We start from the raw sequence: 25067 nt of genomic DNA, 5'->3' as shown, positions 1-25067 counted from the left end.
TCGCAATCCAGGGGGGATCGAAAGATGTTGTCCCGACGCCTTTTCACCGTCGGACTGGCCGTCGCCGCGTCCGGCGTCTGGGCCAGTTCGGCCAAGGCTATGCAGGTCTCGCCCATGGTGGCGGAGATTACACCCAGCGGCCCGAAATCCACCTACCGGATGGCCATCCGCAACGACAGCGCGACGCCAATCACCGTCGAGATCGTCAGCTTCAGCCTGGCGGTGGATGATCAGGGAGCCCAGACGCTTGGGGAAGATACGGGCGATATCATCGCCTATCCGCCCCAGTCCATCATCCCGCCCGGACGCGAGCAACTCGTCAATGTCCGCTACGTCGGTGCCGCCGATATCACGTCGCCGAAGATGTATGTCGTCCGCGCCGCCCAGCTCCCTGTTCGCCTCGGCGATTCCCAGACCGACGCACCCAGCGATGCGGCCGAGGTCAAGGTTGGATTCAACATCAACACGCATGTCTTCGTGTCCCCCCCCGGCACGGAGCCCGAAGTCAGGGTGTCGTCGGTACGCCGCGCGGAGAATGGCGACGCCCTGATTTCGGTGTTCAACGCAGGGACCGGCATCGCCCGGCTCCGCCGAGCACGCTACCAGCTGAGCGACGCTGCCGGCCACCAGGTCGAGCCTCCTGCCTCGGACGTCCAGCTCGGCCAGGTCAGTGCGCTGCCCGCAGGCCAAACCCGGGAACTGAGAATCCCTGCGGCCGCAATCACCGCCCTGGCCGGGGAGATCAGTGCAGTCATCCGGCTCGAATGACGCGCTGTCGGGGGATGCAACATGACCGCGACAAGCCATCACGCCATCCTGCGCCTTCAACTGGGTCTTGCCGTCCTGCTGTATATCTCGGGTCATGCCAGTACGGTGCTCGCCCACGGCGACCCTGATGCGCCTATCATGACCGCGCCCAGAATCACCGAGGGCGCTGTTTCGGTGACGCCGCCCGGCACCGATCCAGAACCGGTCACCGCCGGGCCGACAACAGACATTCAGGAGGCCGGTCCAGCAGCGGGTCGTCAGGCGCGCGTGCTGACGCCCATCCAGGGACCGCTGAAACTGGACGGGCGCTATCTTGGCGATATCAGTGGTGAGGTCGGGCTGGACGGTTCGGGGCTTGTGGACGCAGCGCGTCTGCTCGACCTGCTCGAGCCGGTCATGGCCCCGGCCGGCCTTCAGGCGCTGAGGGATAGGGCAGGCGGGCGAGAAAGGGTGTCATTCGACAGCCTCGCGAGCGAGGACTTCAGCCTGTCATTTGACACCTACGCCCTGTCGTTCGAGGTTCGGCTGGAGGCTGGCCTTCGCAACCGCCAACGAATTGATTTCGGACATTCGGACAACCTGAACCCGGCCGATTTTGAGCCGCCCGCCGCCTTCTCGGCGCAGGCCAATGTCTCGCTCGCCCAGACCTTTAACCACGATGCGGGAGACTTCAGGAGCCTTCGAGGTGTGACGGACGTCATCCTCAACTGGGGCGGTTTCGGTGGCGTGACCTTGGTCGGGGGTTTCGACTACGACGGCGAATCCGAAGACCGTTTCCGCCGCCACGAGTTCCGGCTCACTAAGGACCTGTTCGGGTCCGCCGTCCGGCTGACAGCGGGGGAGTTCTCGCCGCCCGTGACAGGGTTTCAGGGCTCCGACCGGATCCTCGGCGTCAGCGCCGGTCGCGCCTATTCCGTCATCCGCCCTTTCCAGAACGTGCGCCCGTCGGGTCGACGCGAGTTCGTCTTGGATCGGGCGGCCTTCGTCGAGGTCGAGGTCAATGGCGTGATCGTCGAGCGGTTGCAGCTCGATCCAGGCCCCTATTCGCTCAGCGATTTTCCGTTTGGCCAAGGGGCCAACACCGTACGCTTCCTCGTCGAGGACGGAGCGGGACGTCGGGAGATCGCGGTTTTCGACCTCTTTGGCGGAGCCTCCTTGCTCGATCCGGGCATCGTCGACTTTGGGCTGTCGGCGGGGCTCCTTCAGGACGGAGGTGAATACGAGTATGGCGGAACGCCAGCAGTGAGCGGCTATGTCCGAAAGGGATTCACCGATGCCCTGTCACTGGGGGCGTCAGGTCAGTGGGTGGACGACCGTGTCATGGCAGGTGCGACCGCGACATGGGGCTCGCCGCTGGGCCTTGTAGAGGTCGGACTGGCCGCGAGCCGGAACGGACAGACGGGGAGGTCAGGATTTGCCGCCTCCGTGGATTATGTGAAGGCGTTTTCGGTTCTTGAACGCGATGATACCCGCGTGATCTTCACCAGCCAGGCGACCAGCCGGGACTTCCAGGACGCCTTCGAACGCGGCGCGTCAAACCCCGAGGCCTGGCGGATCGCCGGCCAGGTGTCCAGCCGTCTGAACCGCTACACGGTCAATCTGGGTGCTGCCTATGTGCGTGGACGGGACAACCTTCCCGACGAGCGGTCGGTGGATTTCTCTCTCGGTCGCAGCTTTGGCAGGGTTGGAGTCACCCTTTCGGTCGGGCATCGCAGCGTCGACGGACGTGAGGACGAGACGCGTGTCGGACTGTCACTGACCATGGGCCTGGGCCGCCGCTGGAACGCGCAGGCTCGCTATGACAGTGGCGACGACTTCCGTGAAGTCGTGCTGCGACGCTCCTCGAATGGCGATCTTAACGACCTGTCCGGCGGCGTTCGTATCAGCCGTGATTCCGGACGCGAGACTGTCGGCGGCGACCTTCGCTACATCAACAACCGCTTCGACGCCGAGCTGATCAGCAGTCGGCTGGCGTCACGGACATCCGGGGGGGCAACGACAGAGGAATCACTATGGCGGGTCTCCACCGGCCTGGTCTACGCCGATGGATCCTTTGGAATAGGACGTCCAGGCCGCGAAGGTTTCATCATGGCGCGCCGTCATGAGAGCCTGCGCAAAAGCCGCCTCGCGCTGACGGACAGCAATGGCCGCGCCATTGCGCAAGCGGGCTGGCTCGGCCCGGCCGTCGCTCCGATCGACCGGGCCTACAGCCCGCAACGCCTGGAGGTGGCCGTCGATCCGCTGCCCAGCGGCTACGATCTGGGCAGCGGTGTCATTTCTGCCTTCCCGGGGTACGGGTCAGGATACGCGGTGACGATCGGAAGCGACGCGTCCCGCACGGCCATAGGCGTACTGGTCACGCCTGAAGGCGCTCCCGCCGCCCTTATGAGCGGCACAATTGTATCGCTCGATCCGAGCCAGTCGACGGCACCGCCGAAGCCATTTTTCACCAATCGCGCCGGTCGCTTCGTCGGCGATGGTCTCGCGCCAGGCCGATATCGCCTTGTGGTGGGGGACATTTCTATTGGCGAGTTCACTATTTCCGAAGAGAGCGAGGGTATCACCGATGTCGGCCTCATCCAGATCCGCCTGCCCTAGTCGCGGCTGGCTGCTCGCCGCAGTGACCATGACCATCGTGGCTGCAGCGCACGCGGCCCGCGCCGAGCCCTGCGATCTGCGACTGGTGCGCGACCCAGTTCCGGTGCGGATCGACTATGACCCGTTCGCCTTCAGCCGTCTTCCCGGCCATCTTGATCTGGATCTGGTCAACGCCGGCGACGGGCGATGTGATCTGGAACTGCGTCTTATGGACATTGACGGACAGCCCCTGCGTGCTCTCGACCTTGGCGGGGTAACCCTGGATATTCGCCTTCGCGAAGGCGGGGCTGCTGGCGCGACTCGTCTCGATCCAAACCGGTTCACCCTGTCTGTGCCTGCGGGTGCCCCGGTAACATTGGCGCTAGCCCTCCTGGCAACGGCGGACACAGTCGCGGAAGCTGGCGAGCACCATGCCGCTTTTCGCGCCGAGATCAGTCCTGTCGGCAGCGACCCGATGGTCCTTATTGGCCCGATTGATGTTGTGTTGTCCTCTCCACCTCGCGCCCAACTCAGCATCGCCGGCGCTGCGGGTGCGTTCGGCTCGACGTCGAGTGTCGAAGTGATCGACTTCGGCGAAGCTCGAACTGGAGCGGTCAAGCGCGCCTTTCTGCAGATTCGAGCCAACACCCAATCCCGTCTGACGTTTGTGTCCGAGCATTCGGGGACGATGCGACGGCTCGGCGCGACCGGGGACGAACCTGGCATCGAGTATCGTGTCATTCTGCAAGGCGAACCACTTGATCTCCGTCATCAGGCGGTGCGCAGCGTGGACCCGCCCCGGACTTTGCAGGGCCAATCTCTGTCTCTGGACTTCGAACTCGATTCAACGCTGGCGCGAAAGTCAGGTCGCTACGAGGATTTGCTGATGATCGACATTGATCCGAACTGACCCGCTCAAAGATTCGGGCGCTGTTTTCCGTTTTGGTTTCCGTCAGGGAAGGACTAGATTACCTTCAAGGATAACAATGTTAGATAAACGGTCGTTTTGGTCGCTGTCTTAACCACGTGCCAAGCCGTCCTGTAGAGTTCAGTTATTTCGATCCGACGGGCAGTACCGTTTTGATCCATCCGGTGCCTCCCTCATAGAGCGAGACGACCATGCAGGTTACACGTTCGCCAGATACACCACGCATTCATCCTTTGATCGTCAGCGATCTCAAACCGCTCGGGGAACCGATACAGTCGGAACTGCCGCTACCCCCAGCCATTGGTCGTCCGACCGAGCAGACGGCCGAATGGTTCGAGATCAGCCCTCGAGCCTGTTTTCTGGTGGATGCGTTAGGTCGGGTTCAGGTCGCCAACTGGGAAGCGCGCCGAGTTCTCGCTGCCGGGTCATATCTGTCTGAGTGCGGAGGTCGGCTACGTTTTCATTGTGCGGCGAGCCAGCGGCTGCTTTGCAACGCGCTGGCGGCAGTCTGCAAGGGCGGCAAGGACAGGGTGCAGCGGCTACTTCGCGCGGATGACGCGGAATGGCGAATGATCTGGGTCCTGCCTGCGTCGAACCGCAACATGGCTTTTGTCGCCCTCGCGCAAAGCGACAGCGCGTCCAAGGTTATCGACCAGCTCAGCGAGGCATTCGGCTTCACATTCGCCGAGGCCAATGTGATGAAGCTCATCTTGGAAGACGAGGCCCCGAAACAGGTCGCTGCCAGCCTGTCGATCTCTACCAACACGGTCCGCACACATCTGCGTTCGATCTACAGCAAGATGAATGTTCGCGGGCTGGCGCAAGCCATCCGGCTGGCGTCCCGGCTGACGACGTCCTGAGGTCGAGCGTGCTCGCAGGGCAAGGCACTTTGCCTTGCCGGCGCGAAACTCACGCTGAACTTGCCTTGGACGGCTGGGAAATCGGCTCCCACGCATTGAAGTGTTCAGAGCCGATTTCCTGTTGGTTGGGCGTCAGGATGCTGCTTCTCCTGTGCACCGCACCGGTCCCCTGATTTGCGTGCGGGGGTTGTGTTCCGTGCCCGCTCCAGCCTTCTTACGAGGCCTCGTCCACCTCAATACCGCGGTCTTCGAGCATGGACTGGACGCTGTCGTCACCGACCAGATGGGCGGCTCCAACAGCGATGAAGACGGTGCCCGATCCAGCCAGAAGGTCCTGGATCTGGCCGGCCCAAGCCTGATTCCGGCGCGTCAGCAGGGCCTCGTAGACCTGGGGCATTTCGGTCTTCATTTCCTCGACCATGACGCGGTCCAGGGCGTCGACATCGCCGGTCGACCAAGAGCTGACCATTCCGTCCAGCATGGTGGCGGCCTCGTCGTAGTCTTCAAGCGTCGAGCGCAGGAAGGCCAGCTGGATGTCCTCGGGCATGTCGGCCAGGATGCGGATCTGCTGGTCCAGGGTTTCGAAGCCCTTGATGGGCTTGCCGGCGGCCTCGGCGCGCGCCTTGAGCACGATCTCGACACCCGATTGCGGGTCGTAGCCGGCCTTTACCAGCGGCGCTACCGACAACTGCAGCGCCGCCAGCCAGGGGCGGAAGACGTCCAGCTGCGCGCCCGATGCGCCCAGGGTCTTGGCCGCTTCGTCGAACTTGGCGAACTCCTCGGCGGTCAATCGGCTGGACAAGGGATTGGCGGGGTCCAGGCCGTGCTGCTGGATGATCGGCATCAGGGCGGCCTGGTCGTCTGGATTGGAGATTTCCATCCAGAATTCGTCGGCGCTGTCGAAGGCGGCATCCACCCGCGCCGTGCCCCATGCCGTGGTGGGGCGCAGCACATGCACCGTGCCGAACAGATAGATGGTCGAGTCGGCGTCGCGGATCACCCACATTGCGGGTCCCTGGCCCTGGGCCTGTGGGACGGCGCGCAATGCAGGAGCCGCTGAGGGCGCTTCAGCTGTTGGTGCCGGTACCGCCTGCGCCAGAGCCTTGGCGGGCACTCCGGCGATGGCGACGACGAGGCCGAGGCCCATGGCGACCCCCAGGGCCAGACGGCTCACTGCAGTCGTGGTGGACTTGAGGCGAGAAACGAAGGTCATGATCGGAATCCTTTGAGAGAGGACGAGATGAGGGATGAAAGCGTTCAGGTCAGGCCGCGACGCAGGGCCGCGATCATGGAGGCAATGAAGTACAGGCCCATCAGAATGCCCATCAGGCCCCAGGCGCTGACGGTGCCGACAAGACCCAGCCGTTCTGCGGCAGCATAGAGAAACAGCGCCATCTGCCCGCTCCAGAAGGCGATGGTGGCGGTCTCCATCATCACCCGGCGCAGCATTTCGTCGGCCCGACGCCACAGCAGCACATTGGCCACCGTCTGAATGATGGCCAAGGCCACGACGGCGACGAAGACCATGTCCGCATCGACCCAGCGGGCCCCGAAGATCGGCAGGATGAACAGCACCCCGGCGAGGCCCATGACGACGATCTGGAGCAAGCCGCAGCCCTTGGGCACGCTGGCGGGCCGGAAGGCTATGGTGATCGCGCCGATGATGCCGGTGGCGATCATGGTCACGGCCATCAGCAGGGCCAGTGCGTCGGGCCACGGCAGGTCGCGGGTCAGGCTGAAGTTGGCGGCGGCATAGCCGACGGCTCCGCCCGAACCGGCCAGCAGGATTATGGCTGCGATCTTGCGGGCGAGGGAGGGTTTGGGTTCGACGAGGGCGTTCATGGTCAGTCCTCCAGGAAGATGGCTTCGATGGCCTGGTCAAAGACCCGGGCGATCTTGAAGGCGAGGGGCAGGGACGGGTCGTAGCGACCGGTTTCCAGCGCATTGACGGTCTGGCGCGAGACACCCAGCCGGTCGGCCAGTTCGGCCTGAGACCAGTTGCGTTCGGCGCGAAGGACCTTGAGGCGATTGTTCATGGCTGTTCCCTACCGATGCCGCAGCCACCAGGCGGCCCAGGCGATGCTGTAGCCGACCAGTTGAAACAGCAGGATCGCCATCATGCCGCCGGCGATCAGGTCGCCAGCCGACAGGTTGGTGGCCGTGATCGGTACGTCTTCACCCAGCTGGAGGCTGAGCACCACGATCGCGCCTACGGCCATGCCCCCCGTGCCGCCCCACCACCAGGCCCATTTGTGAGCTTCGCGCGCTGCCTCATCAATGCCCCGCCACCACCAGATGCACAGGGCCGTCGCAACGGCCATGGCCACCAGAAGAATGACTGCATTGACCCAGAAACCGGAGACACCGACCAGTGTCTCCAGCAAGGCTACGGCGATGCCCGACGCCATGGCGACCAGAAGCGTCAGGCCCATGATGGCGATATAGGCCCCCACACCAAAAGGACGCCTGGGTTTTGGAGAAATCATGACAACTGTCCCTGTCGTTTAGACAAAGACGTTTTACATCATCGGGCGAAGCTGTCAAGCGGCCTTGTCATGTAGGGTCAGACCAGCTTGCGGGTCTCTTCCGGCGCGATCAGCTCGGGGCGGCTCAGGCTGCGCGGCGACTGATCGACCGCTGTCAGCTCGGGCAAGGCCTTGCCCTCGTGATCAACTTGCAGGTCCTCGAACCGGCGGGCCGAGACCATGACCTGGCTCTCCAGCGAGCCGACGAACTGGTTGTACTTGCCCACGGCGGTGTCCAGTGCCCGGCCGACGGCAGCGGCGTGTCCGCCCATGACCGACAGCCGCTTGTAGAGTTCCTTGCCCAGCTTCGCTACCTCGTCGGCATTGCGCGACTGTTCCTCGGCGCGCCAGCCGTAGGCCACCGCCTTGCACAGGGCGAACAGGGTCGTGGGCGTCACGATGACGACGCGCGACGCCATGGCCTGCGTCATCAGTTCCGGCTCATGGTCCAGGGCCGCGGCCAGGAAGGCATCGCCGGGCACGAACATGACGACGAAGTCGGGGCTGGGTTTGAACTGGTCCTGATAGGCCTTGGACGACAGCTGGCGGACGTGCGTCTTCATGCTGGCGGCTGTCCGCAAGCTGGCGGCGCGGGCCTGGGCTTCCTCGTCGCCGTCGGTGGCATCGCCGAACGCCAGCGACACCTTGGCGTCAATTACGAACATGCCGCCGCCGGGCAGGCGCACGATGAAGTCGGGCCGCGACTGGCGACCCTCGTCATTGGCCTCGGATGTCTGTTCCTGAAAGTCGAACCGCCCGGCCATGCCGGCGGCCTCCAGCACATTGCGACAGGTCTGCTCGCCCCAGCGGCCGCGACGACCGGTATTGCCCTTCAGGGCTTCGGTCAGGCGGCGCGCCTCGTCGCGCGTGGCGGTCGAGGCCGTCATCAGCAGGGCCAGCTGTTCCTTTAGCCCGCCGGTCTCTTCGGCCCGGACCTTTTCCAGGGCGGTCACGTGTTCCTGGAACCTGGCCAGGGTTTCGCTTACGGGCTTGAGCTGCGCCTCCATCCGCTCGCGGGCCAGCAGGTCCTGCTGGCGAAAGGTCTCGGTGGCCCGGCTGACCATGTGATCGGCCACGACTTGGGCCGATTGCGCGGCTTGGGCCTTCAGCAGGTCGGCCATGGTGATGCGGCTGTCCTCGACCAGGGCGATGCGATCCTCCGCGCTGGTCAGTTGTGCCCGCGTTTTCTGCCAGCCGGTAAAGGCCCACAGGAAGGCCGCGCCGAGGGCGACGCAGACGATAGCCAGGATCAGGACGGACATGTTCATGCTCCGTTCCTAGACTGGTTCGTCCGTCCGGAAAAGCGCTGTCCACCCAACATGAAAACGCCGCCGTGGAGCGATCTCCACGGCGGCGCAAAAACTCAGGCGGCCGTGTGGCCTAGAACAGGAACCCACGCGGATTGTCGATCGGGCGATTGTCCATCAGCTTGATGAGGCCGAGGATCAGGCGAACTCCGTACCAGATCGCCAGCAGAAGCAGGCCGATCGGCAGGATGATGAAGCCGATCAGAACGATCATCAGCAGGGTACCCACGATGGTGATGGCCAGACCCGCGACCAGCATCCAGATGTTGGTCCAGTTGGTGAACTCGAAATGGCTTTCGTAAATGGTGCCGCGAACCTCGTCCTTCTTGATCAGGCCGATGATCAGGGCGACGATCGAGGTCAGGCCGCCGGTGACGAAGCCCGCCAGCGACAGCACATAGATGATGATGGTCAGCGTCTTGTGACTGTCCGACGCGACGGGTGCGTGGCCGGGATCATAGGTCATCTGAAACGGTCCTTTTGAACGAGCAGCGACATTCCAACACAGCCGGGACCTAAACGCCAGCGGCCAAGCTTGATGCTTTGGTGTCAGGCTGGGCGTCGTTGCCTCAGCGCCTGGATGATGGTGCCGTCGTCCAGCCAGTCCAGTTCGCCCCCGACCGGCACGCCGCGTGCCAGGGAACTGATCTCCACGCCCGATCCATTGAGCCGCTCGGCGATATAGTGGGCCGTGGTCTGGCCATCGACCGTGGCGGGCAGGGCCAGCACGACTTCCCTGGCCTCACCGCCACGCACGCGCCCGACAAGTTCGGCGACGCGCAAGGCATCCGGCCCGACGCCATCCAGCGCGGACAACAGCCCGCCCAGCACATGATATTTGCCGCGAAACGCTCCGGACCGTTCCATGGCCCACAGCGCCCCGGCCTCCTCGACCACGCAGATCAGGGCATTGTCCCGCGCGGGGTCGGAGCAAATCGAGCAGGGATTGCGCGTGTCAGGGGCACCGCAGACGCTGCAAGATGTCACCTTGTCGGCCGTTTCGGCCAGGCTGGCCGCCAGAGGCACCAGCAGTTGCTCACGCTTCTTCAGCAGGGCCAGGGCCGCCCGCCGGGCCGAGCGCGGACCCATGCCGGGCAGTTTTGCCAGCAGCGAAATCAGCCGCTCGATCTCGGGTCCGGCTGACGCTGCCAAGTCAGAACAGCTTGGGCATGCCGGGGATGTTCATCCCGGCCATGGGCCCGGCGGCCTCGCGCATCAGGGCGCTGTTGACCTCGTCCAGTTTGCGCTTGGCATCGGCATGGGCGGCCACGATCAGGTCGGCCAGGATCTCGCCTTCGCCGGGCACCAGCAGGCTGTCATCGATGACCACGCGCGTGATCTCGCCGGGGCCTTTCAGGGCGAGGGAGACGAGGCCGCCACCCGAGGTACCCTCGGCAGTGGTTTCGGCCATTTTCGCCTGGGCGTCCTGCAGCTTTTGCTGCATCGCCTGGGCTTGTTGCATCAGGGCGTTGAGGTCTTTCATGTGGGGATAGATAGGATGGGATCGCCTGCGGAAACAGCCCCCCTGCCAATCAATCCTCGTCTATCGCCTCGTCGGGAATGACTGGAAGTGCCACGGGGGCCGCGATGGTCTTTACCTCTCCGATTACGGCACCCGGAAACGCTGCCATGACCGCCGTCACAAACGGGTCGGCCTCGATCTCGGCGCGTTCCTGACTGCGCCTGCGGCGGTCGATCTCGATCATGGTCTCGCCGCCGCCCTGGCCGTTGGCGGCGATCAGCCAAGTCCGGCCGGTCCAGTCCCTCAGGCGTGATGAGAGCTTGCGGGCCAGGTCGACGGGAGCCCCGGGCGCGCTCTCATAGGTGATGGCTCCGGGCTTGAAGGCGACGGGCTTCACATAGCGCTGGACGTCCATCTGCAGGCCGACCTCGCGCTTCTCGCCGATCAGGGCGACGACCTGTTCGAAGGTCTGCGGGTCGGGAAGGGCAGGGGCCGCGACCGGCCGCGCCGCCAACTGGGCCGAGGCTCCACCGCCCCCGCCGCCACCGCCGCCTCGGGCCGATGGCCCACCCGGCATCGGCTCTCCCTCCCGCAGCGCCTTGAGGGCCTCTTCCGGACCGGGCAGGTCGGCGGCATAGGCCAGGCGCACAATGGCCATTTCGACGGCGTCGGCCGGGCTGGGTGCGCGGCGCACCTCGTCCAGCGCCTTCAGCAGCATCTGCCAGACGCGGGCGAGCGTGCCCGCCGACAGCACGGCCCCCAGTGCTGTCAGGGCCTGGGCCTGATCATTGGGCAGGCGCGTCGCCTGTGGCCCCAGCATCTTGGCGACCGAGGCCGCGTGGCAGTGTTCCAGCAGGTCGTTGGTCACCTGCACCGGGTCCGCGCCATAGCCATAGAGGGTGCGGAACAGCTCCAGCGCCTCGGGCGTGCGGCCGGCCATGATGGCCTCGAACAGGGCGATGGTCTGGGTCCGGTCGGCCAGGCCCAGCATGTCACGCACGGTGGTCGTCTGGACCGTCTCGCCGCGCTCGCCCTGGACCAGGGCCTGATCCAGCAAGGACAGGCCATCCCGCACGGAGCCCTCGGCGGCGCGCGCGATCAGGGCCAAGGCGTCCTGCTCGATCCGCATGCCTTCGCGCTCGGCGATCCGTTCCAGATGGCCGACCAGGATTTCCGGCTCGACGCGGCGCAGGTCGAAGCGCTGGCAGCGGCTCAGGATCGTCACCGGCACCTTGCGGATCTCAGTGGTGGCGAAGATGAACTTGGCGTGGGGCGGCGGCTCTTCCAGCGTCTTCAGCAGGGCGTTGAACGCCTGGTTGGACAGCATGTGGACTTCGTCGAGGACGTAGACCTTGTACCGGGCCTCGACCGGCGCGTAGCGGACGCTCTCCAGGATGTCGCGGATGTCGTTGACGCCCGTATGCGAGGCGGCGTCCATCTCCATGACGTCCATGTGCTGGCCCGCCATGATGGCGGCGTCGTGCCGGCCGTGTGCGGTCAGGGCCAGGGAGGGGCGGTCGATGGTGTCGGACTGGTTGTTCAGGGCGCGGGCCAGCAGGCGGGCGGTGGTCGTCTTGCCGACGCCGCGGACCCCGGTCAGCATGAAGGCGTGGGCGATCCGTCCCGTGGCGAAGGCATTGGTCAGGGTCCGGACCATGGCCTCCTGACCGATCAGGTCTTCGAACGTGCGCGGCCGGTATTTTCGGGCCAGAACCGTATAGGCCTCGCCGTCATCCACGTGGGCCGACGGCCCGCCGTCAGACATGGGCTGAGCGGCCGGTTCCGCCGTCACGGGAATGGCCGCCGCCTCGGCCTCGCGCATGCCGGACGGCTCCGGAGAGCCGAACATGTCGTCGGTGTTCTCATCCCTTTCGGGGGCGTCCTCCTCCCAGGGAGGGCCATCCAGATTCGGGTCGACGTCGCTCATGGCGACAGTCTTATCGCGGTCGGGGGCACCTGCGCACCCCCTCACCGCATCGCGTGTGAAATCAGTCCGTCATGTCGCGGATCTGGCCACCATTGTCCTTGATTTTCTGGATGACCTGCTTGTGCAGCCAGACGTTCATCGTGGCCGTGTCGGAGGTGTCGCCGGTGTAGCCCAGCTCGCCCGCCAGCTCCTTGCGCTCGGCCAGCGAGCTGTCCATGCCGGTCAGCTTCATCAGATCGACGATGGAGGTGCGCCAGTTCAGCTTCTGGTCCCGCTGCTCGTTCATGAAGTCCAGGATGCCGTCGACATCGACCGACTGCGGCTGAGGGGCCGTGGCGGCGGCGTTGGTGACGGGAGCGGCAGGGGATGCCGTCGGTGCGGCGGGCGTGGGCGCGGCAGCGGTCGGAGTGTCCGGCTTGCGCTTGAAAATACTGCCCATGATCTTGCCGAGAATGCTCATCTGATCGCTCCCTTGAGGTGAAGCTTCACAAGCGGCTGAGCCGTCAGAGCGTTCCGTGAAGAGTTTGCAATGGCGAGCTCAAGCAGCGAGCGGCCGCGTCGCGCGTTGGCGCAACCAAACGCGCTCATGCAGCGAGCCTCCGCTAGCCGAGCGTTAGCGCAACCAAAATGAGGAGAAGGTGGAGACCGCGACCCGAAGGGGAATTCGTTGTGGCTGCTGCCTTCCGGCCCTGACCAGATTGGCGAAACCTTCGCCCGCGATCTCCAAGGCCTATATCGCGGTTCGAGTGCCGGAGATCAAGATGTGAAAGGCTTGATCGCGCGGTGCAGGGCCACGATGCCCAACGACAGGCTCTCGAAGGTGATGTCTTCGAAACCGTGCTGCTCCAGTTCCTTCTTCAGCGCCCGCTGATCCGGGAAGTCGTGAACACCCCTCAGCAAATACTCATAGGCGCTTGCGTCTCCGCCCGTGGCCAAGCGACCGATGAGTGGCGTGCAGATGTCCATGTAGGTGAGATAAAGCGGGTGCAGTCCGGGGACGACGATCCGGGACGCCTCCAGACACAGGAAGACGCCGCCGGGGCGCAACACACGAAACACTTCGGGCAGCACCCTGGAACGATCGACGATCTTGAGCCCGAACGACATGGAGACGATGTCGATGGAGCCGTCGGGAGAATTGATCCGCTCCGCATTCTGGTCTTCGATCTCGATGCTGGACCCGAACGGAGCCAGTCGCCCACGGGCGATCCGAAGCATTTCGGACGAGATGTCGGAAACCCGGATGCGCCAGGTCGAGGCGGATGGTCCGAGCTGGCGCAGGAGCCTCAGCGGAATGTCGCCTGTGCCGGAGGCGAGGTCCAGCAGGTGGCGGCCCGGCTCACGTGCGATGCGATCCGCCATCCGCGACTTCCAAAGACGGTGGATGCCGAGGCTGAACAGGTCGCACAATCGGTCGTAACGTCCGGCGATACGGCCGAACACATCGTCGCCCGCAGGCCTGAACTGAGCCGAATTGTCTGACATCGAAGTCCCCCACGCGACAATGACGGGTGAGTGAAGCTATGAGAAGGGTCATGTCCCTGACCGCCCTCAACACATTCGCTGGCAATCCGCTCGACCGGGCGGGCGATCGGCGCAGCGATCCCGACTGGCTGGCCGAGCAGGGCGGGCGCGACGACGCCCTGGCGCTGGTTATGTGGGAGGGGCGGCCGCTGCTGGAGGCGGGGGACGAGCCGCGTCTGGCCTGGCTGGCGCTGGCGCACGCCCGGGCAGTGGTGCCGGACCGGGAACTGTTCCTGGGGCTATGGAAGGGGGCACCGGTCTTTGCCGTCGAGGTCGAGGGATCGGTCGATCCGACCAGCGGGCCGTTGCAGGGGCTGGGGGCGTTTCACGAGATGCGCGAGGCGGCGGGGCTGCTCAGCGGCCCGGATGCGGCTATGGCGGGTGCGGCCAAGTCGCTGTTTGACTGGCGTCGCCGTCACGGCTTCTGCGCCGCCTGCGGGACCGAGAGCGAGACGGCGTGCGGTGGCTGGAAACGCATCTGTCCGGCCTGCGGCACCGAACATTTTCCGCGCGTCGATCCGGTGACCATCATGCTGCCCGTCTATCGCGGCGGTGCCGAGCCGATCTGCCTGCTGGGTCGGCAGGCGGCCTGGCCCGAGGGGCGGATGTCGGCCCTGGCCGGGTTCCTGGAGCCGGGAGAAACCATAGAGGAAGCCTGTGCCCGCGAAATCGAGGAGGAGGCGGGGCTGACGGTGACGGCGGTGCGCTATCACTCCAGCCAGCCCTGGCCGTTTCCCTCACAGCTCATGATCGGCCTGATCGCCGAGGTCGATTCGGACGATGCGCGCCCGGATCAGACGGAGCTGGAAGCCGTGGCCTGGCTGACGCGGAGCGAGGCTGCCGATGTGCTGGCCGGGCGACATCCCGCGATCAAGGCCCCGCCGCCCATCGCCATCGCCCGCACACTGCTTCAGGCCTGGGTGGACGGGTTCGAGATCTAGGTGCGGTTGGCGGCGATCTCCCGGGCCGCTTCCAGGTCTGACGGGTTGTCGACGGACAGCGGGGCCTCCTCGATCACGGTGGCCCAGATCTGCAATCCCATCTCCAGGGCCCGCAGTTGCTCCAGCTTTTCGCGGGTTTCCAGCGGCGAAGGCGGAGCGGCACAGAAGCGTTCCAGGGCCTCGCGGCGATAGCCATACAGGCCGATGTGCCGCCAGACCGGCGCGTCGCCGTACAGGGTCGAGCGGGTGAAATACAGGGCGCGGCCATGATGGCGGCCCGGTGCCAGGGCGACGACCGCCTTCACCACATCGGGATTGCTGCGGTCCGAGGTGTCGGCCTCCGGCGCGATCAGTGTGGCGATGTCGCACGACGGCTCGCCGTGCAGCAGGGCGGCGCAGGCGGTGGCCAGGCCGGGATCGGCGAAGGGCATGTCGCCCTGCAGGTTGATCACCGCATCATGCGCTCCATCGGGATCGAGCACATTCAATGCCGCCCGAATCCGGTCCGACCCGCTGGGCAGGTCCGGATCGGTCAGCACCGCGGTGCCACCCGCTGCCTCGATGACGTCCACGATCGCCTGATCCCCGGCGGCCACAGCGACGGGCAGGCCGGACAGCATGGCCTGCTCCCAGGCCCGCAAAATCATGGGCTTGCCGCCGATGTCGGCCAGCGGCTTGTCGGGCAGGCGGGTCGCAGACATGCGAGCGGGTATCAGTATCAGCGGATTCATCGGCATGGCCTCGCGTCTGCGCTATCAGGTCGCTTCGAAACCAGCTCGCGGCCCGTTGCGAAGGCGGCGCTAGCGTGTAAGAGACGGCCACGCAAGAATATGCCGGATCGCGTGCGCTGTCCGGCCGTTGTCTTAAGTCTACTGAACAGGATGCGACCCTACGCATGAGCGGCGATCTGACGTTTAACAAGATCTTTGGCGCTGGTCTGGCGACCGCCCTGGTCATCATCGCCGTGCCGCAGATCGCGGGCGCGATCTATCACCAGGAAGCGCCCGAGAAGATGGGCTATTTCGTCGATGCGCCGGAAGAAGCCGCCGCAGGAGCCGAAGCGCCTGAACTGGCTCCAGATTGGGGCACAGTCCTGCCGACTGCCGACCTGGCCGCCGGTGAAGCTGCCTTCGCGCGCTGCCAGGCCTGCCACACGATCAACCAAGGTGGGGCCAATGGCATCGGCCCGAACCTGTACGGCGTTCTGGGCGGGCCGGTCCTGCACAGTGCCGGCTTTGCCTATTCCGACGCCATGACGGCGCACAAGGCCGAGGCTCCGACCTGGGGCTATGACGAGATGGACCAGTTCCTGACCGCCCCGGCCCGCTATGTGCCCGGCACCAAGATGTCCTTCGCCGGCCTGCGCGACACCCCGACCCGCGTCAATCTGATCGCCTATCTGCGTTCGCAGGGCTCCAGCCTGGCTATCCCGGCCCCCGATCCGACCCGCCAGCCGGGCGCTGCGGCTCCTGCCGATGGGGCCGCACCGGCCGAGGGTGAAGCCCCCGCTGCGGGTGCGAATGCCACCGTCGGGGCTCCTATTGAAGGTGTTGCCGGCCAACCGACAACGGAAACCGCACCGACTGCACCGCCGGCCGCCACCAGCACGCCGCCGGGCGCCTGACCCGACCGAATAGTCGTCCTGACGCTGATGAATGGAGGCCGCCGGGCAGATCGCCCGGCGGCCTCTTTTGTTACTGGTGGATGCTCTCGCCGTGCTGGGTGTAGTCCAGCCCCTCGATCTCGTCCTCGCGGCTGACGCGCAGGCCGGTCGTGAACTTGCAGATCATCAGGATGATCCAGGTGCCGATCCCGCTCCAGGCGATCACGGCCAGAAGACCGATGGCCTGATTCAGGATGTTGGCCCCTTCGCCCGCCGGATTGATTGCCGCCGAGGCGAAGACCCCAGTGAGCAGGGCCCCGACGATGCCGCCCATGCCATGCACCCCGAAGGCATCCAGGCTGTCGTCGTACTTCAATGCGCGTTTCAGCCAGACTGCGCCCGCATAGCAGGCCGGACCGGACAGGATGCCGATCAGGAAGGCTCCCTTGGGATCGACGAAGCCTGCCGCTGGCGTAATGCCGACCAGTCCCGCCACGATCCCCGACAGCATGCCCAGCAGGGTGGGGCGTTTGTGATCGAACCATTCGATGGCGGTCCAGCCGATGGCCGCCGCCGCCGCCGCCAGCAGGGTGTTGAAGGCCGCCACCGCCGCAATGCCGTCCGCCGCCCAGGCAGAGCCGCCGTTGAACCCCAGCCAGCCGACCAGCAGCAGGCCGGTTCCGATGGCGGTAAGGGCCAGGTTGTGTGGGGCCATATTGTCCCGGCCGAAGCCATGGCGCGGACCCAGAACCAGGGCGCAGACCAGACCCGCAATGCCCGCATTGACGTGGACCACGGCCCCGCCGGCGAAATCCAGAACGCCCAGTGACCCCATCCAGCCTCCGCCCCAGACCTGATGACAGATCGGTACATAGACGATCAGATGCCACAAAACGAAGAACAGGATGGTCGCCGAGAACTTCATCCGTTCGGCAAAGGCCCCGGCGATCAGGGCCGGTGTGATGATGGCGAACGTCAGTTGGTAGGCGATCCAGAGGAATTCGGGCAATCCCGGGGTCAGGTTGTGGGCCGTGCCCGTACCGACCCCGTTCAGCAGCACGGCCTGCAAGCCGCCGATGTAGCCGTTGATGGCCTCTGGCCCCGTGCCGAACGACAGGCTGTAGCCCAGGGCGAACCACAGCACGGTGACGATGGCCAGTGCGGCGGTGGACTGGGCAATGGTCGAGATAATGTTCTTGCGCCGCACCATGCCGCCGTAGAACAGCGCCAGCCCCGGCAGGGTCATCAACAGGACCAGAGCCGTGGACGTCAGGATCCAGGCTGACGACGCTTCGTTGAGCACCAGCGGGACCTGATGATCCAGCAGGGGGGCCGCAAATGCAGGAGATGCTGCTGTACCGATGAAGCTCAGACAGGCGACGCGGAGAAGGGTTTTCAGCATAGGCTAGGTCCGGACAGGAGGCGACAGGAGGTCGGCCCGAACCCCGTTCATGGCCGCGGATCCGAATAGGAGGTCATTGCGGCGCAACAGGCAAATCATTTCGTGTGCGGCGCAATAAATCCCTCGCGTCTGCGTGGGTCATGCCTTCTGACCGGAATCGTGCACATTCCGACCTGACATGTTCGCTGATGCGTGATCTGGCGGCTTCAGATTACGAAACTGCAACAATTACAGTCTTGCGTCGAAAGCGTCGCCGGTTACCACTTTGACACCGCGTTCTTTCAGATCGGGCAACAGGGGATCATTTCATGCGCAAGACCCATCGTCTCACCTTGCTGGGCGGTGTCGCCGCTGGCGTCATTCTGGCCGGGGCCGCGTCGGCCCAGACCCTGCCCGTCACGACCGCCGTCGCTGCGCCGCAGTCGCGGGGTCAGTTGGCCCCACTGCCGGACGTCGACATCCCCTACACCCGCTATGTGCTGGACAACGGCCTGACCCTGATCGTTCACGAGGACCGCAAGGCCCCGATCGTGGCGGTGAACATCTGGTATCACGTCGGCTCGGCCCTGGAGCCAGAGGGGCGCTCCGGCTTTGCCCACCTGTTCGAACACCTGATGTTCAACGGCTCGGAGAATTTCAACACCGACTTCTTCAAGGGCACCGAGCTGCTGGGTGCCACTGACCAGAATGGCACCACCAACACCGACCGCACCAACTACTTCCAGAACGTGCCGACCACGGCGCTGGACAGCCTGCTGTGGCTGGAGAGCGACCGGATGGGCCATCTGCTGGGCGCCATCGACCAGGCGCGTCTGGATGAGCAGCGCGGCGTGGTCCAGAACGAGAAGCGCCAGGGCGAGAACCAGCCTTATGGCCGCGTCTTCAACGCCATCACCGCCGCCACCTGGCCGAACGAGCATCCCTACGGCCACACAGTCATTGGCTCTATGGACGACTTGAACGCCGCCGACCTGCCGACCGTGCAACAGTGGTTCCGTGACTACTATGGCGCGGCCAACGCCGTCATCGTCCTGTCCGGCGACATCAGCCCGGAAGAGGCCAGGGAAAAGGTCGAGCGCTATTTCGGCGACATCCCTTCCGGGCCTCCGGTCACCCAGCCACGCCGGATGATCGTGCCGATGGTGGGCGAGCAGCGCGAGGTCATGTTCGACCGTGTCGGCCAGCCACGCCTCTACAAGGTCTGGAACACCACCCCGACCGGCGACGCCGACAGCGACTATCTGGGCATGCTGGGCGACGTCCTGTCCTCGGGCCGTTCATCGCGCCTGTACAAGCGTCTGGTCATCGACGAACAACTGGCGACGCAGGTTGCGGCCAGCCAGGGCAGCCGCCAGATCGCCGGGCAGTTCATCGTCGTCGCCACGGCCAAGGCGGGTGGCGATCTGGAGCGGATCGAAGCCATCATCGATGAGGAATTGGCCCGCCTGCTGCGCGATGGCCCCACGAACGAGGAACTGGAACGTGTCCGTACCCAGACGGCTGCCGGCTATATCCGGGGTCTGGAGCGGATCGGCGGTTTCGGCGGCAAGTCCGATCGCCTGGCCGCATCCCAGGTCTTCCTGGGTGATCCCGGTGCCTGGCGCGAAAGCTATCAGCGTGTGGTCGCGGCCCGCCCCGCCGATCTGACCCAGGCCGGGCAACGCTGGCTGACCGACGGCAGCTATGCCCTGGAAGTCCAGCCCTTCCCGGACTTCACCACGGCCCAGACCGGGGTGGATCGCTCGGCCGGCGTGCCGGCCGCACCGCCCGCGCCCGCCGCCGTCTTCCCGACCGTCGAACGTGCCCAGCTGTCCAATGGGCTGAAGGTCATGTTCGTGCAGCGTGACAGCGTGCCCACGGTCAGCATGAACCTGGTCCTCGACGCCGGGGCGGTGGTCGATACGGACGCCCAGGCCGGTCTGGCCCAGCTGACGCCGCAGGTCATGACCAACGGCACCGACGACCTGACGGCCATCGAGATCAGCGACCGTCTGCAACTGCTGGGCGCGACCCTGGGGGCCGGTTCGGGCTCCAACTCGACCAGCGTGTCGATGACGGCCCTGTCGTCACGGCTGGACCCCTCGCTGGACCTGTATGCCGACGTCATCCTGAACCCGGCCTTCCGCGAGGAAGACTTCACGCGGGGCCGCACCATGCAGATCGCCGGCATCCAGCAGGCGAACCGCAACCCCGGTGCCATCGCCTCGCGCATCCTGTCCCAGCAGCTGCAGGGCCCGGGCAGCCCGTATGGCCGGCCGTCTTCGGGGACGGAGGCTACGGTCGCCACCCTGACGCCTGCAGACGCCGAGGCCTGGCACAGCACCTGGGTCCGTCCCGACAACGCCACCCTGGTGGTGGTTGGCGACACCACCCTGGCCGAACTGACACCCAAGCTGGAGCGGGCCTTTGCCGACTGGCGCGCCCCGTCGACGCCCATGCCCGCCAAGCCGGGTCCGGCGGATGCGCCAGAGCCGGGCCAGCCGCGCATCCTGATCGTGGACCGTGCCGGGCCGCAGTCGACGATCCTCGGCGGCCGCATCGTGCCCGCCTTCGATCCGGCCAGCGAGCCAGCGATCGAGACCATGAACACCGCCCTGGGCGGCTCCTTCACCAGCCGGATCAACATGAACCTGCGTGAGGACAAGGGCTGGTCTTACGGAGCAGGCGGCGGCGTACCCTACGCTCGTGGAGAGCGGATCTATTCGGTCAGCGCGGGCGTCCAGTCGGACAAGACGGCCGAAAGCCTGGCTGAACTGCGCCGTGAGCTGACCGAGGTGGTGGGCTCTCGTCCCCTGACCGAAGAGGAAATCACAGCCGCCCGCTCCAACATGGTCCAGGGCATGGCGGGTAACTGGGAAACCAATGCCGCCATCGCCGGAGAGCTCCAGAGCATGGTCGTCTGGGGCGTGCCGGAAAACTACTACGAAACCTACGGCCAGCGGGTCGGATCGATGACGGCCGCCCAGGCGGCCCAGGCGGCCCAGGGCATTGTGGGCGATGGCCCTGACCTGTGGGTTGTGGTCGGCGACCGCGCCACGATCGAGCCGAAGATCCGCGCGCTTGGCTTTGCCGACGTCCAGGTCGTGACGCCGGAGGGCGTGCCGGTCACCCAGTGATCGGTCTGCGAAAGTAGAGGGAAGGGCGGTGTCGGCGACGGCACCGCCCCTTCTTAATCAGACGCCGTAGAAATCCCGGTACCACTCCACGAACCGGCGGACTCCGACCTCGATCGGTGTGGAGGGGGCATAGCCCAGGGCTGCCGTCGTCTCGGTCACATCGGCCTCGGTCCGACTGACATCCCCGTCCTGTATGGGCATCAGGTTCAGAACAGCCTTCCTGCCCAGAGCCTCTTCCAGCACTTCGATATACCGCATCAGCGTCTCGCGCCGTCCGGCCCCCAGGTTCAGCACCCGCCAGGGCGCAACGCCCGACGTCGACGGGTTAGGTGCGTTGGCGTCCCAGTGCGGATCAGCCACCGCCGGTTTGTCCAGCGCACCGATGACGCCCGTGACGATGTCATCGATATAGGTGAAATCCCGCTCCATCTCGCCGTGGCCATAGACGTCAATCGGCTGGCCCTCGAGGATCGCCCTGGTGAACTTGAACAGCGCCATGTCCGGTCGGCCCCATGGCCCGTAGACGGTGAAGAACCGCAGGGCTGTGGAGGGAAAGCCGAACAGGTGGGCGTAGCTGTGCGCCATCGCCTCATTGGCGATCTTCGTCGCGGCATAGACGGTGAGGGGATGAGCCACCCCCTGCCGCACGGAGAAGGGCAGGGAGCCATTGGCTCCAAACGCCGAACTCGTTGAAGCAAATACGAGGTTCTCCGCCTGAACGGACCGAGCTCCCTCCAGGATCGTGAGGAAGCCGACGACGTTGGAGTCCACGTAGCTTTCAGGATTCTCCAGACTGTAGCGGACGCCCGCCTGGGCCCCCAGGTGCACGATGCGGCGTGGGACGTGTTCGCAGAACAGGTCCCGCATGCCAGCACGATCGGCCAGGTCGAGGGTAGAGTGGTGATAGCCTGGAAGGGCCTGCAGCACCTCCAGTCGCGCCTGTTTCAGCGCGGGATCGTAGTAGGCGTTCAGGTTGTCGATCCCGATCACGGTCTCACCGCGTGCCAGCAAGCGGCGGGTGGTGTGAAATCCGATGAAGCCGGCGGAGCCGGTGACGAGGACGGGGCCTGCGATGCTCATGGATTAGCGATACCGCCGATGGATCGCGGCTGCCACAACCCATCTTGGGAGATCAGGATATCGATTGACGTTCCGAGGGTTGCCCCGCCTTTTCCAGCAAGGCGGCGCAGACCGCGAACAGGACTGCCAAGGTCGCTGTTCTCAGCGGGTAATCAACCGCCGAATGGAGCAACATCATCAAAATCCCAACGCTGGCTGCCCGTTGCAGGTCGCGCTCGCGTGAGGTTCCAGCCCGCCAGGCCGCCCAACTGCGCCGTCCGTACCAGATGAGGAAGCCGACGAGCAGGGCAGCGGCCGGCCATCCTGCCTCCAGCCAGGTTTCTAGGTAATCGTTGTGGGCATGGTTGAAGAAGGTGGGATCAAGGGTTTCGAGGGGCTCTACCGACCGGAATACGGCGTCGAAGCTGCCGATGCCTGAGCCGAGGGGCAGGTAATCGTCTGAAGCCTGAGCCACAATCGGCCAGTTTTCAAATCGCCCCTCTGGTGCCGACTGGCTGTCGAAACGTTCAAGGATCGGGGGAAGGGCCACGGCCGAGACGCTCACTAATCCCACGACGAGTATAGCGGCCAAGCCCATCAGGGCTGGCCCGGGTCGACCCCGTCCTGCTGCAACCCAGGCCGCAAGCAAACTTAGGATGATGGAAGGTCCAAGGAGTATGACGCCGGCTCGGGAACGGATGGCGGCAAGCCCGATGACGACGATGCCGATAAACACGGCACCTAACCACAGTGGCAGGCGTCGATCGTCGTGCCGACGCCTCAGGGTAGCCGCCCCCATCACAGCGGCGAACGGCAATAGAGCGACCAGAAGTGTCGCGAGATGGTTCCGGTTTGCGAACAGTCCGTTGACAGAACCTGCCGCCGTCGTCGCCCAGACATAGAGTTGTTGGCCGCCGCTGGCCAGCTGGGCTGCCCCCAGCAGGACACTGAGGACTGTGGCTATAAGGTAGAAGCCGATAAATCGTGAGATTGTTGTCTGCGGGAGGGACAAAATCCCCAGAAACGCCGCCATCGGTGGCAGCAGTGCCAGAAAGGCCTGCCATGTTAGGTCGGGACTAAGTGACAGCGGTAGCCAACCCGGCTCAAGGCCAGCCAGTTCCAAGGCTAGCACCATTTCGGACCGTCCAGCCAATCCTGTCCATATGGCCGCAGGCAACGGGACCAACTGGACCAGAGGGATCAGGGCAATAGCCCCGAGCAGACCCAGAACGAAGCGATGAGTCTGCCATTGACCACTCCGGATCAATCGAGAAGCGGCCAGAACCAAAAGAGGCAGCGCCGCCAGTTCCACCAGCGCCAGCCGAAGTGCGTGCTCGCGACTTGCACCGCCGAAAACAAAAGAAAAAGCCAGCAGGACCACTGTTGCGATCGCAACAGCATCCCACTGACTTTTCGAAACCCTGCTTGCCACGCGTACGTCAGCTATTCAGCAGTCGCCCGCGTGCAAGAATGGATTAATCGCTTTCCGAATCGTCGTCGGTGGCGACCACGATGGTCGCGACGATCACGGCGGCACCAATCAGAACGACCGGCAGAGGAATGCCAGCGAATTCCGAACCGGCATCGGCGCGGGCGCCCACGCGGTCACCAACGCGGGCAGCGGCGGTGTTGTTGGCGGCAGCGGCTTGACCCGCCACGAGCAGCAGGCCGGCGGTGACGGCGGCGATAGTCTTACGCATGGTGAATCCCCTTTTTACAGTCGTTATGCGGCTAAGACCGCGTTGCATGCTGAACTCGTATAGCCGTGGGAGGTTGCCAAATCAATACGATTTTCGGCTCTCAGGCGAAACCGTTGCTCGCTGAGCGCGAACAAATCTGCTTACGGACCAATCCTTGTGACCACGAGCCGGTCGTACCATGCGACCGTGTTTGCCCGCTTCTGATCAGGCACCGAGCGAAGTTGTAGCCACTGACCGGGGCAGTTGTCAGGTACCACAAACTCTGCCGCCCCGGCCGTCCACACTTGTGCGCCTGCTGGAGCACTGGGGGCCCTCATGATCCGCCTGTCACCTGGCGCGCATATGACGGTCCAGTTCAGGTGCCTGTTGGGATCGCCATTTTCTGTCCTTGCTTCAAATGTCATCCGGTATTGCCCAGCGGACAGGAACATCAGTTGCTCGGCGATGGTTTCTTCCGTGTAGCCGTCGAACGAAACGCGCAACGCTGGATCTGCTGAGCGAATATCATCTTCCAGAATTTCAGCGACGATGCCGGCCCCCTGAGCTATGCGCCACTGGAATGGTTCTGGAGATGACGGGTCATCGAAACTGCCATTGGCGACAGTAATCTGCATCGCCGGGCGATTCAGGCTTTCTCGAACGGTGCGCGCGCCATCGAGTAGACCGCGATCAATCAGATACAGGTATAGCTGCCGTAGTTCCGCATTGTTCAAAGGAGCCTGTCCGGCTTCTAGAACCACGGCCAGGTTGATGGCGACGCGCAAACCGTCCGTGGTCGAATACAGGCTGTCCAGATAGTCCTGCCGCCACGACGGCTGTTCCGATACCAGCTTGGCAATGACGGGCAATGCGCGCTCGGTATCGACCGTAGCCGCCGTTGTGAACAGGCGGAAGATATTCGGGCGCATGGCCTCACGTCGACGGGCGAGGGTGTCGGCATGGGCAAAAGACGACACATAGTCGCCGCGCCGAAGCCGATAATCGACCAGCCAAGCGTGGGCCGGATCGTCCCGCAACGACCAGTTTCCGGCCAAGGTCAGAAGTTCGTCGGCCTGCGCTTCGCGACCGGCTCTGGCTTCGCTGAGGCCCACGACGCGAAGAGCGCGGGCATCGAACGGCGCGCGCGCCAGGGCTTCACGTCCCAAAACGCCGGCGTCCTCATTCGCGCGGATCACAGACTCGGCGGACTGGCCCTCGACGGCTGCCCTGATCTGTCTCGTCTCGGCTGCTCGACGAAGGACAGTAGGAGATCCCGGCGCGACCTGGATCGCCAACTCGGCAGGCGCGCGCTGAATGACAGGCTGCAAGACAACCTGCCATGCCAGCCACACTGCACCTGCTGTTAGCAGGTAGGGGGCCCATCCAGCC

24 protein-coding genes and 1 other RNA gene are annotated in these 25067 nt (G+C 64.9%); 7 read left to right on the top strand and 18 right to left on the bottom strand.

Features of this window, described 5'->3' with window-relative positions; genetic code table 11:
* The first annotated feature begins 24 nt into the window (after nucleotides 1-24).
* The 4 genes from WC585_RS15700 (at nucleotide 25) to WC585_RS15685 (ending at nucleotide 5133) form a co-directional block, all read left to right on the top strand.
* Nucleotides 25-768: a hypothetical protein gene (locus tag WC585_RS15700; protein WP_373258846.1), complete on the top strand. Its 744-nt coding sequence runs from the start codon at nucleotides 25-27 to the stop codon at nucleotides 766-768.
* Between the two features lie 21 nt (nucleotides 769-789).
* Nucleotides 790-3366 carry a fimbria/pilus outer membrane usher protein gene (locus WC585_RS15695; protein ID WP_373258845.1) on the top strand — a complete coding sequence of 859 codons (2577 nt, stop codon included), beginning with the start codon at nucleotides 790-792 and terminating at the stop codon, nucleotides 3364-3366.
* A gap of 28 nt (nucleotides 3367-3394) precedes the next feature.
* Nucleotides 3395-4255, top strand: a complete 861-nt coding sequence (locus tag WC585_RS15690; RefSeq protein WP_373258844.1) for a hypothetical protein — start codon at nucleotides 3395-3397, stop codon at nucleotides 4253-4255.
* 209 nt (nucleotides 4256-4464) lie between these two features.
* A complete protein-coding gene (locus WC585_RS15685; protein WP_373258842.1) occupies nucleotides 4465-5133 on the top strand; it encodes a LuxR C-terminal-related transcriptional regulator in 669 nt (222 codons plus the stop codon).
* Nucleotides 5134-5347: 214 nt separating this feature from the next.
* Here WC585_RS15685 and WC585_RS15680 read toward each other — a convergent pair whose 3' ends face one another.
* The 12 genes from WC585_RS15680 to WC585_RS15625 form a co-directional block, all read right to left on the bottom strand.
* Nucleotides 5348-6346 (bottom strand): TraB/GumN family protein, encoded by a 999-nt coding sequence (locus WC585_RS15680; RefSeq protein ID WP_373258841.1) that lies wholly within the window; start codon nucleotides 6344-6346, stop codon nucleotides 5348-5350.
* A 44-nt stretch (nucleotides 6347-6390) separates the two neighbouring features.
* A complete protein-coding gene (locus WC585_RS15675; RefSeq protein ID WP_373258840.1) occupies nucleotides 6391-6975 on the bottom strand; it encodes a hypothetical protein in 585 nt (194 codons plus the stop codon).
* A gap of 2 nt (nucleotides 6976-6977) precedes the next feature.
* Nucleotides 6978-7169 carry a helix-turn-helix transcriptional regulator gene (locus WC585_RS15670; RefSeq protein ID WP_373258838.1) on the bottom strand — a complete coding sequence of 64 codons (192 nt, stop codon included), beginning with the start codon at nucleotides 7167-7169 and terminating at the stop codon, nucleotides 6978-6980.
* Nucleotides 7170-7178: 9 nt separating this feature from the next.
* Nucleotides 7179-7619 carry a hypothetical protein gene (locus WC585_RS15665; RefSeq protein WP_373258837.1) on the bottom strand — a complete coding sequence of 147 codons (441 nt, stop codon included), beginning with the start codon at nucleotides 7617-7619 and terminating at the stop codon, nucleotides 7179-7181.
* Nucleotides 7620-7696: 77 nt separating this feature from the next.
* Nucleotides 7697-8926, bottom strand: a complete 1230-nt coding sequence (locus tag WC585_RS15660) for a DNA recombination protein RmuC (RefSeq protein ID WP_373258836.1) — start codon at nucleotides 8924-8926, stop codon at nucleotides 7697-7699.
* Between the two features lie 112 nt (nucleotides 8927-9038).
* Nucleotides 9039-9431: a DUF4870 domain-containing protein gene (locus tag WC585_RS15655; RefSeq protein WP_373258835.1), complete on the bottom strand. Its 393-nt coding sequence runs from the start codon at nucleotides 9429-9431 to the stop codon at nucleotides 9039-9041.
* An 83-nt stretch (nucleotides 9432-9514) separates the two neighbouring features.
* Nucleotides 9515-10117 carry a recombination mediator RecR gene (gene recR, locus WC585_RS15650; RefSeq protein WP_373258833.1) on the bottom strand — a complete coding sequence of 201 codons (603 nt, stop codon included), beginning with the start codon at nucleotides 10115-10117 and terminating at the stop codon, nucleotides 9515-9517.
* Nucleotide 10118: 1 nt separating this feature from the next.
* A complete protein-coding gene (locus tag WC585_RS15645) occupies nucleotides 10119-10448 on the bottom strand; it encodes a YbaB/EbfC family nucleoid-associated protein (RefSeq protein WP_373258831.1) in 330 nt (109 codons plus the stop codon).
* A gap of 49 nt (nucleotides 10449-10497) precedes the next feature.
* On the bottom strand, nucleotides 10498-12354 hold the full coding sequence (locus tag WC585_RS15640) for a DNA polymerase III subunit gamma/tau (protein ID WP_373258830.1): 1857 nt from the start codon (nucleotides 12352-12354) through the stop codon (nucleotides 10498-10500).
* Between the two features lie 61 nt (nucleotides 12355-12415).
* On the bottom strand, nucleotides 12416-12814 hold the full coding sequence (locus tag WC585_RS15635) for a DUF3597 domain-containing protein (RefSeq protein WP_373258829.1): 399 nt from the start codon (nucleotides 12812-12814) through the stop codon (nucleotides 12416-12418).
* A gap of 173 nt (nucleotides 12815-12987) precedes the next feature.
* Nucleotides 12988-13083, bottom strand: an RNA gene (ffs, locus tag WC585_RS15630) — signal recognition particle sRNA small type.
* Between the two features lie 27 nt (nucleotides 13084-13110).
* Nucleotides 13111-13839, bottom strand: coding sequence for a ubiquinone/menaquinone biosynthesis methyltransferase (locus WC585_RS15625; RefSeq protein WP_373258828.1), 729 nt, complete (start codon nucleotides 13837-13839; stop codon nucleotides 13111-13113).
* Nucleotides 13840-13889: 50 nt separating this feature from the next.
* Here WC585_RS15625 and nudC point away from each other — a divergent pair, with 50 nt between their 5' ends.
* Nucleotides 13890-14819: an NAD(+) diphosphatase gene (nudC, locus tag WC585_RS15620; protein WP_373258827.1), complete on the top strand. Its 930-nt coding sequence runs from the start codon at nucleotides 13890-13892 to the stop codon at nucleotides 14817-14819.
* Here the strand turns inward: nudC and WC585_RS15615 are convergent.
* The gene (locus WC585_RS15615; RefSeq protein WP_373258825.1) at nucleotides 14816-15550 is read right to left on the bottom strand and encodes a 3-deoxy-manno-octulosonate cytidylyltransferase; all 735 of its coding nucleotides are present in this window, start codon (nucleotides 15548-15550) and stop codon (nucleotides 14816-14818) included. The two genes, nudC and WC585_RS15615, sit on opposite strands and share 4 nt — an antisense overlap.
* 164 nt (nucleotides 15551-15714) lie before the next feature.
* Here WC585_RS15615 and WC585_RS15610 point away from each other — a divergent pair, with 164 nt between their 5' ends.
* Nucleotides 15715-16443, top strand: coding sequence for a cytochrome c family protein (locus tag WC585_RS15610; RefSeq protein ID WP_373258824.1), 729 nt, complete (start codon nucleotides 15715-15717; stop codon nucleotides 16441-16443).
* Between the two features lie 70 nt (nucleotides 16444-16513).
* Here WC585_RS15610 and WC585_RS15605 read toward each other — a convergent pair whose 3' ends face one another.
* On the bottom strand, nucleotides 16514-17824 hold the full coding sequence (locus tag WC585_RS15605; RefSeq protein WP_373258822.1) for an ammonium transporter: 1311 nt from the start codon (nucleotides 17822-17824) through the stop codon (nucleotides 16514-16516).
* Between the two features lie 308 nt (nucleotides 17825-18132).
* Between WC585_RS15605 and WC585_RS15600 the strand changes: the two genes are divergently transcribed.
* Nucleotides 18133-20940, top strand: a complete 2808-nt coding sequence (locus WC585_RS15600; RefSeq protein WP_373258821.1) for a M16 family metallopeptidase — start codon at nucleotides 18133-18135, stop codon at nucleotides 20938-20940.
* Nucleotides 20941-20997: 57 nt separating this feature from the next.
* Here the strand turns inward: WC585_RS15600 and WC585_RS15595 are convergent, their stop codons facing one another.
* The 4 genes from WC585_RS15595 to WC585_RS15580 all read right to left on the bottom strand — a co-directional run bounded on the left by WC585_RS15595 (nucleotide 20998) and on the right by WC585_RS15580 (nucleotide 25006).
* Nucleotides 20998-22020, bottom strand: a complete 1023-nt coding sequence (locus tag WC585_RS15595) for an NAD-dependent epimerase/dehydratase family protein (RefSeq protein WP_373258819.1) — start codon at nucleotides 22018-22020, stop codon at nucleotides 20998-21000.
* Between the two features lie 52 nt (nucleotides 22021-22072).
* On the bottom strand, nucleotides 22073-23380 hold the full coding sequence (locus WC585_RS15590) for an O-antigen ligase family protein (protein ID WP_373258817.1): 1308 nt from the start codon (nucleotides 23378-23380) through the stop codon (nucleotides 22073-22075).
* A gap of 94 nt (nucleotides 23381-23474) precedes the next feature.
* Nucleotides 23475-23699, bottom strand: coding sequence for a hypothetical protein (locus WC585_RS15585; RefSeq protein WP_373258815.1), 225 nt, complete (start codon nucleotides 23697-23699; stop codon nucleotides 23475-23477).
* Nucleotides 23700-23839: 140 nt separating this feature from the next.
* The gene (locus tag WC585_RS15580; protein WP_373258814.1) at nucleotides 23840-25006 is read right to left on the bottom strand and encodes a hypothetical protein; all 1167 of its coding nucleotides are present in this window, start codon (nucleotides 25004-25006) and stop codon (nucleotides 23840-23842) included.
* Nucleotides 25007-25067 lie beyond the last annotated feature (61 nt).

Source organism: Brevundimonas sp. (assembly GCF_041648055.1).
In the GTDB taxonomy this organism is placed as follows: Bacteria; Pseudomonadota; Alphaproteobacteria; order Caulobacterales; family Caulobacteraceae; genus Brevundimonas.
The sequence above is the reverse complement of the archived record's forward strand: the minus strand, read 5'-3'. Positions and strand labels throughout refer to the sequence as shown.

Excerpts from the sequence above, each read along its gene's own strand:
- WC585_RS15700 (WP_373258846.1), top strand. The coding sequence starts at position 25 with ATGTTGTCCCGACGCCTTTTCACCGTCGGACTGGCCGTCGCCGCGTCC.
- WC585_RS15695 (WP_373258845.1), top strand. The coding sequence starts at position 790 with ATGACCGCGACAAGCCATCACGCCATCCTGCGCCTTCAACTGGGTCTT.
- WC585_RS15690 (WP_373258844.1), top strand. The coding sequence starts at position 3,395 with ATGACCATCGTGGCTGCAGCGCACGCGGCCCGCGCCGAGCCCTGCGAT.
- WC585_RS15685 (WP_373258842.1), top strand. The coding sequence starts at position 4,465 with ATGCAGGTTACACGTTCGCCAGATACACCACGCATTCATCCTTTGATC.
- WC585_RS15680 (WP_373258841.1), bottom strand. The coding sequence starts at position 6,346 with ATGACCTTCGTTTCTCGCCTCAAGTCCACCACGACTGCAGTGAGCCGT.
- WC585_RS15675 (WP_373258840.1), bottom strand. The coding sequence starts at position 6,975 with ATGAACGCCCTCGTCGAACCCAAACCCTCCCTCGCCCGCAAGATCGCA.
- WC585_RS15670 (WP_373258838.1), bottom strand. The coding sequence starts at position 7,169 with ATGAACAATCGCCTCAAGGTCCTTCGCGCCGAACGCAACTGGTCTCAG.
- WC585_RS15665 (WP_373258837.1), bottom strand. The coding sequence starts at position 7,619 with ATGATTTCTCCAAAACCCAGGCGTCCTTTTGGTGTGGGGGCCTATATC.
- WC585_RS15660 (WP_373258836.1), bottom strand. The coding sequence starts at position 8,926 with ATGAACATGTCCGTCCTGATCCTGGCTATCGTCTGCGTCGCCCTCGGC.
- WC585_RS15655 (WP_373258835.1), bottom strand. The coding sequence starts at position 9,431 with ATGACCTATGATCCCGGCCACGCACCCGTCGCGTCGGACAGTCACAAG.
- WC585_RS15645 (WP_373258831.1), bottom strand. The coding sequence starts at position 10,448 with ATGAAAGACCTCAACGCCCTGATGCAACAAGCCCAGGCGATGCAGCAA.
- WC585_RS15640 (WP_373258830.1), bottom strand. The coding sequence starts at position 12,354 with ATGAGCGACGTCGACCCGAATCTGGATGGCCCTCCCTGGGAGGAGGAC.
- WC585_RS15635 (WP_373258829.1), bottom strand. The coding sequence starts at position 12,814 with ATGAGCATTCTCGGCAAGATCATGGGCAGTATTTTCAAGCGCAAGCCG.
- WC585_RS15625 (WP_373258828.1), bottom strand. The coding sequence starts at position 13,839 with ATGTCAGACAATTCGGCTCAGTTCAGGCCTGCGGGCGACGATGTGTTC.
- nudC (WP_373258827.1), top strand. The coding sequence starts at position 13,890 with ATGTCCCTGACCGCCCTCAACACATTCGCTGGCAATCCGCTCGACCGG.
- WC585_RS15615 (WP_373258825.1), bottom strand. The coding sequence starts at position 15,550 with ATGAATCCGCTGATACTGATACCCGCTCGCATGTCTGCGACCCGCCTG.
- WC585_RS15610 (WP_373258824.1), top strand. The coding sequence starts at position 15,715 with ATGAGCGGCGATCTGACGTTTAACAAGATCTTTGGCGCTGGTCTGGCG.
- WC585_RS15605 (WP_373258822.1), bottom strand. The coding sequence starts at position 17,824 with ATGCTGAAAACCCTTCTCCGCGTCGCCTGTCTGAGCTTCATCGGTACA.
- WC585_RS15600 (WP_373258821.1), top strand. The coding sequence starts at position 18,133 with ATGCGCAAGACCCATCGTCTCACCTTGCTGGGCGGTGTCGCCGCTGGC.
- WC585_RS15595 (WP_373258819.1), bottom strand. The coding sequence starts at position 22,020 with ATGAGCATCGCAGGCCCCGTCCTCGTCACCGGCTCCGCCGGCTTCATC.
- WC585_RS15585 (WP_373258815.1), bottom strand. The coding sequence starts at position 23,699 with ATGCGTAAGACTATCGCCGCCGTCACCGCCGGCCTGCTGCTCGTGGCG.